Below are 5,376 nucleotides of genomic sequence, written 5' to 3'. Positions count from 1 at the left end.
GGCCCTCGACTGGAAGATTGTCCGGCGGTGTCCTACTCTCCCACACCCTCCCGGGTGCAGTACCATCGGCGCTGGAGGGCTTAGCTTCCGGGTTCGGAATGTGACCGGGCGTTTCCCCTCCGCCATGACCGCCGTAACTCTATCGACATATCAAACAACACCACACACACGGATGTGTTGTTCGTTTGTCGGGAGTTGCACAGTGGACGCGTAGCAGCCTTGTTGTCAAGTCCTCGGCCTATTAGTACCGGTCAACTGAACCCGTTACCGGGCTTACATTTCCGGCCTATCAACCCAGTCGTCTAGCTGGGGGCCTTACCCCCACAAAGTGGGGTGGGATACCTCATCTTGAAGCGAGCTTCCCGCTTAGATGCTTTCAGCGGTTATCCCTTCCGAACGTAGCTAACCAGCCGTGCCCCTGGCGGGACAACTGGCACACCAGAGGTTCGTCCGTCCCGGTCCTCTCGTACTAGGGACAGCCCTTCTCAAGTATCCTACGCGCGCGGCGGATAGGGACCGAACTGTCTCACGACGTTCTAAACCCAGCTCGCGTACCGCTTTAATGGGCGAACAGCCCAACCCTTGGGACCTGCTACAGCCCCAGGATGCGACGAGCCGACATCGAGGTGCCAAACCATCCCGTCGATATGGACTCTTGGGGAAGATCAGCCTGTTATCCCCGGGGTACCTTTTATCCGTTGAGCGACACCGCTTCCACATGCCAGTGCCGGATCACTAGTCCCGACTTTCGTCCCTGCTCGACCCGTCAGTCTCACAGTCAAGCTCCCTTGTGCACTTGCACTCAACACCTGATTGCCAACCAGGCTGAGGGAACCTTTGGGCGCCTCCGTTACCCTTTAGGAGGCAACCGCCCCAGTTAAACTACCCACCAGACACTGTCCCTGAACCGGATAACGGTCCGAAGTTAGATACCCGAATCAACCAGAGTGGTATTTCAAGATTGCCTCCACCCATACTGGCGTATGAGCTTCACCGGCTCCCACCTATCCTACACAAGCTAACTCAAATACCAATGTCAAGCTATAGTAAAGGTCCCGGGGTCTTTCCGTCCTGCCGCGCGTAACGAGCATCTTTACTCGTAGTGCAATTTCGCCGGGCCTGTGGTTGAGACAGTGGGGAAGTCGTTACGCCATTCGTGCAGGTCGGAACTTACCCGACAAGGAATTTCGCTACCTTAGGATGGTTATAGTTACCACCGCCGTTTACTGGCGCTTAAGTTCTCCGCTTCGCCCCGAAGAGCTAACAGGTCCCCTTAACGTTCCAGCACCGGGCAGGCGTCAGTCCATATACATCGAATTACTTCTTCGCATGGACCTGTGTTTTTAGTAAACAGTCGCTTCCCCCTGCTCTCTGCGGCCATACAACGCTCCACCCGCGCGGGGCTTCACGTCTCCGGCCCCCCTTCTCCCTAAGTTACGGGGGCAATTTGCCGAGTTCCTTAACCACAGTTCGCCCGATCGCCTCGGTATTCTCTACCTGACCACCTGTGTCGGTTTGGGGTACGGGCCGCTAAGAACTCGCTAGAGGCTTTTCTCGGCAGCATAGGATCACTGACTTCACCTGAATCGGCTCGGCATCACGTCTCAGCCTTCATGCACCACGGATTTGCCTATGGTGCGGCCTACACGCTTACCCCGGCACAACCACCGGCCGGGATCAGCTACCTTCCTGCGTCACCCCATCGCTTGACTACTACCCGCCAGGTTCCCACGCTCCCCACCCTCAACCCGAAGGTCTTGGATGGATTGGATGGTTAGCACAACGAGGTTCATCAGGGTCGCTCTTTCGCGGGTACGGGAATATCAACCCGTTGTCCATCGACTACGCCTCTCGGCCTCGCCTTAGGTCCCGACTCACCCAGGGCGGATTAGCCTGGCCCTGGAACCCTTGGTCATCCGGCGGAAGGGTTTCTCACCCTTCTTTCGCTACTCATGCCTGCATTCTCACTCGTGCCGCGTCCACAACTGGGTCACCCCGCTGCTTCACCCCCGGCACGACGCTCCCCTACCCACCCACACACCTGCACACCACCCAAAGGCGATGCGAAGTACATGTGTGAGTGCCACAGCTTCGGCGGTGTGCTTGAGCCCCGCTACATTGTCGGCGCGGAACCACTTGACCAGTGAGCTATTACGCACTCTTTAAAGGGTGGCTGCTTCTAAGCCAACCTCCTGGTTGTCTATGCGACCCCACATCCTTTTCCACTTAGCACACGCTTAGGGGCCTTAGCTGGTGATCTGGGCTGTTTCCCTCTCGACTACGAAGCTTATCCCCCGCAGTCTCACTGCCGCGCTCTCACTTACCGGCATTCGGAGTTTGGCTGATTTCGGTAAGCTTGTGGGCCCCCTAGACCATCCAGTGCTCTACCTCCGGCAAGAAACACGCGACGCTGCACCTAAATGCATTTCGGGGAGAACCAGCTATCACGGAGTTTGATTGGCCTTTCACCCCTAACCACAGGTCATCCCCCAACTTTTCAACGTTGGTGGGTTCGGCCCTCCACGCGGTCTTACCCGCGCTTCAGCCTGCCCATGGCTAGATCACTCCGCTTCGGGTCTAGGACACGCGACTCTGACGCCCTATTCAGACTCGCTTTCGCTACGGCTCCCCCACACGGGTTAACCTCGCCACATGCCACTAACTCGCAGGCTCATTCTTCAAAAGGCACGCCGTCACCCTCACGGGCTCCGACGGATTGTAGGCGAACGGTTTCAGGTACTATTTCACTCCCCTCCCGGGGTACTTTTCACCATTCCCTCACGGTACTCGTCCGCTATCGGTCACCAGGAAGTATTTAGGCTTACCAGGTGGTCCTGGCAGATTCACGGCAGATTTCAGGAGTCCGCCGCTACTCGGGAACACCCACAGAAGACCAGCCACTTTCACCTACCGGACTATCACCGTCTACGGTCAGCCATTCCAGACTGTTCGACTAGCAGCCAGCTTTGTAACTCCTCACACGAGTGTCAGCCCGTGTCGCAGGGTCCCACAACCCCGACCACGCAACCCCTGACAGGTATCACACGCAGCCGGTTTAGCCTCAATCCGCTTTCGCTCGCCACTACTCACGGAATCACTGTTGTTTTCTCTTCCTACGGGTACTGAGATGTTTCACTTCCCCGCGTTCCCCCCACGTACCCTATGTGTTCAGGTACGGGTGACACCACATGACTGGTGCCGGGTTTCCCCATTCGGACACCCTGGGATCACAGCTTGGTTGACAGCTCCCCCAGGCCTATCGCGGCCTCCCACGTCCTTCATCGGCTCCTGGTGCCAAGGCATCCACCGTTCGCCCTTGACAACTTGACCACAAAGATGCTCGCGTCCACTGTGCAATTCTCAACAAACGACCAACCCACAACCCGATCCGCCCCACACCAAACCCGGCAACAACCGGCGGTATGCAAGGCCAGGCCATGCCTGGCAACACCAACCCCACCCAAACAGGCGAGACCAGCATCCCGAAAGACAACACACAGTTGTTCTTTCAGGACCCAACAGGGTGCCCATCATCCCTCCCCAGCCGCACCAGAACAACCGTTCCCTACCACCACAGTGGTCGTACTAAGCGTCCCAGCCGTTGCCAGGAAAAAACTCACCAGTGTCTCCGCCATCGAGCACCCCGACCCGACACTCGCGGGCCACGGGGCTCCATACCGTCCTTCGACGGATGGTGCTCCTTAGAAAGGAGGTGATCCAGCCGCACCTTCCGGTACGGCTACCTTGTTACGACTTCGTCCCAATCGCCAGCCCCACCTTCGACGGCTCCCTCCCACAAGGGGTTGGGCCACCGGCTTCGGGTGTTGCCGACTTTCGTGACGTGACGGGCGGTGTGTACAAGGCCCGGGAACGTATTCACCGCAGCGTTGCTGATCTGCGATTACTAGCGACTCCGACTTCACGGGGTCGAGTTGCAGACCCCGATCCGAACTGAGACCGGCTTTTTGGGATTCGCTCCACCTCACGGTATCGCAGCCCATTGTACCGGCCATTGTAGCATGCGTGAAGCCCTGGACATAAGGGGCATGATGACTTGACGTCATCCCCACCTTCCTCCGAGTTGACCCCGGCAGTCTTCGATGAGTCCCCGGCCGAACCGCTGGCAACATCGAACGAGGGTTGCGCTCGTTGCGGGACTTAACCCAACATCTCACGACACGAGCTGACGACAGCCATGCACCACCTGTCACCGGCCCCGAAGGACCCCCCATCTCTGGAGGATTTCCGGCGATGTCAAACCCAGGTAAGGTTCTTCGCGTTGCATCGAATTAATCCGCATGCTCCGCCGCTTGTGCGGGCCCCCGTCAATTCCTTTGAGTTTTAGCCTTGCGGCCGTACTCCCCAGGCGGGGCGCTTAATGCGTTAGCTGCGGCACAGGGAACCGGAGAGGCCCCCCACACCTAGCGCCCAACGTTTACAGCGTGGACTACCAGGGTATCTAATCCTGTTCGCTCCCCACGCTTTCGCTCCTCAGCGTCAGTATCGGCCCAGAGACCCGCCTTCGCCACCGGTGTTCCTCCTGATATCTGCGCATTTCACCGCTACACCAGGAATTCCAGTCTCCCCTACCGAACTCTAGCCTGCCCGTATCGACTGCAGGCCCGCAGTTGAGCTGCGGGTTTTCACAGTCGACGCGACAAGCCGCCTACGAGCTCTTTACGCCCAATAAATCCGGACAACGCTCGCGCCCTACGTCTTACCGCGGCTGCTGGCACGTAGTTGGCCGGCGCTTCTTCTGCAGGTACCGTCACTCACGCTTCGTCCCTGCTGAAAGAGGTTTACAACCCGAAGGCCGTCATCCCTCACGCGGCGTCGCTGCATCAGGCTTCCGCCCATTGTGCAATATTCCCCACTGCTGCCTCCCGTAGGAGTCTGGGCCGTGTCTCAGTCCCAGTGTGGCCGGTCGCCCTCTCAGGCCGGCTACCCGTCGTCGCCTTGGTAGGCCATCACCCCACCAACAAGCTGATAGGCCGCGAGCCCATCCCAAGCCGAAAAATCTTTCCACCCAACACCATGCGGCATCAAGTAATATCCGGTATTAGCCCCGGTTTCCCGGGGTTATCCCAAAGCCTGGGGCAGGTTGCTCACGTGTTACTCACCCGTTCGCCGCTCGAGTACCCCGAAGGGCCTTTCCGCTCGACTTGCATGTGTTAAGCACGCCGCCAGCGTTCGTCCTGAGCCAGGATCAAACTCTCCAACAAAAAATGGAAAATCGTCCCGACAACAAAAAGTGTTGCCAAAGGAACCCCAAACCAGAAGACCCCGAAGAATCAACCAGCCAGGGATATCAAACAAATTGGCACTGGCTTATCAAGCACCCTGTTGAGTTCTCAAAGAACAACCACACACCACCCG

The 5,376-nt window shown here is 58.1% G+C and carries 3 rRNA genes; all 3 read right to left on the bottom strand.

Annotated features, from left to right (window positions below):
- Positions 1-19 precede the first annotated feature (19 nt).
- Positions 20-136, bottom strand: a 5S ribosomal RNA gene (gene rrf, locus C1I99_RS28915).
- Between the two features lie 85 nt (positions 137-221).
- Positions 222-3,330 (bottom strand): 23S ribosomal RNA (locus tag C1I99_RS28910).
- Between the two features lie 375 nt (positions 3,331-3,705).
- Positions 3,706-5,222: ribosomal RNA gene (locus C1I99_RS28905) — 16S ribosomal RNA — on the bottom strand.
- The 16S, 23S and 5S rRNA genes sit together here, the layout of an rRNA operon.
- Between the last annotated feature and the right edge of the window lie 154 nt (positions 5,223-5,376).

Origin of the sequence: Micromonospora deserti (assembly GCF_003236335.1) — a bacterium.
Taxonomy (GTDB): Bacteria; Actinomycetota; Actinomycetes; order Mycobacteriales; family Micromonosporaceae; genus Micromonospora; species Micromonospora deserti.
This window is presented reverse-complemented; position numbering and strand designations above follow the sequence as displayed.